The 1,011-nt window shown below is 59.5% G+C and carries 1 pseudogene; it reads right to left on the bottom strand.

Going from position 1 to position 1,011, the window contains the following annotated elements:
- Positions 1-1,011: pseudogene (locus FN060_RS12875) on the bottom strand (hypothetical protein); the annotation flags it as partial.

Genomic DNA, 1,011 nt, shown 5'->3' with positions numbered 1-1,011 from the left:
GTAGGCGTTGAGATAGGTGTAGAGATCAAGCAGATCCGGCAGCACCAGGCGAAACGGCTTCTGCCCGAAGAAGGATGAGCTGGAGTTCTTGAATGCGTTGGACGGGATGAAGACCTCCCAGCCGCGCTCCCGCTCACTCCAGCGCAGTTCACCGCGCTTCATGTCTTCAAGCCGACGTTCTGCTGTCGGGAATTGTCCGCGGGGGCAGAACAGCAATTGCCGAAGGTTCTTCTGCCTGAGGCCGAGATGCAAGCCCAGCCGCAGCATCAGAAAAGACCGGACAGCTTCGGCGGCTGCTCTCGGGTAGCGATCCTCATCCGGCATCCGCTTCAAGATCTCCTCGGTGATCTTTCGATATTCAGCAAGCGGACTGTCTGCCTCCAGTACGCACATGATCGGCTCGAACGGATCGCGATGCACACGCATAACCCGCTGGATTTCTTTCGATCGATTGGCGGCATGGCGGTGAAAATCCTCACATGCGCCGTGCCAATCTCTCTGCGCAGCCGCGATCTCCTCTGTGGTGACCAGTCCGTCGACCGGCCTCACGTTGCGTAACAGCTCGGGGTGCTGGCGAATCCAGCCGACTTCAGCGCGGGTGAGGGACATGGCCACCATCAGCATGTCTTCCTCCCACTTGGTGAAGAAGCCGCGCCGGCGCTCGCGCCACTGCAGATACCAGTCCCACACACCGGGGAAGATCAGGAGACCGAAGGTGAGTTGGCTGAGCGGCACGCCTCGACCTTTGACAACGCCGTTCGGGGATGCCGCAAGTGCTCCAAACATCAGTCCGAGGTGCTCGATTTTCTGGCTGGCGGTCTCCTCATTCCAGACGCCGTTCCTACGGTAGCCGATCTCGGTCAGTGTCGACGTCTTGAAGCGGATGAGATCTGCCATTTCCATCGCAAGTCGAGGGGGTGCATCGATGACTCCGGAAAGCAGATCCGGATCCTCAAGCGCCTCTGTCGTAGGTGCCTCTTCGTCATCATCCCGCAGCCCTTTGGAAGCCGT

The sequence above is a fragment of the Pseudorhizobium halotolerans genome (assembly GCF_902153235.2).
Classification (GTDB): Bacteria; Pseudomonadota; Alphaproteobacteria; order Rhizobiales; family Rhizobiaceae; genus Neorhizobium; species Neorhizobium flavum.
Note: the sequence above shows the minus strand (reverse complement) of the source record. Positions and strands in the feature narration are given on the sequence as shown.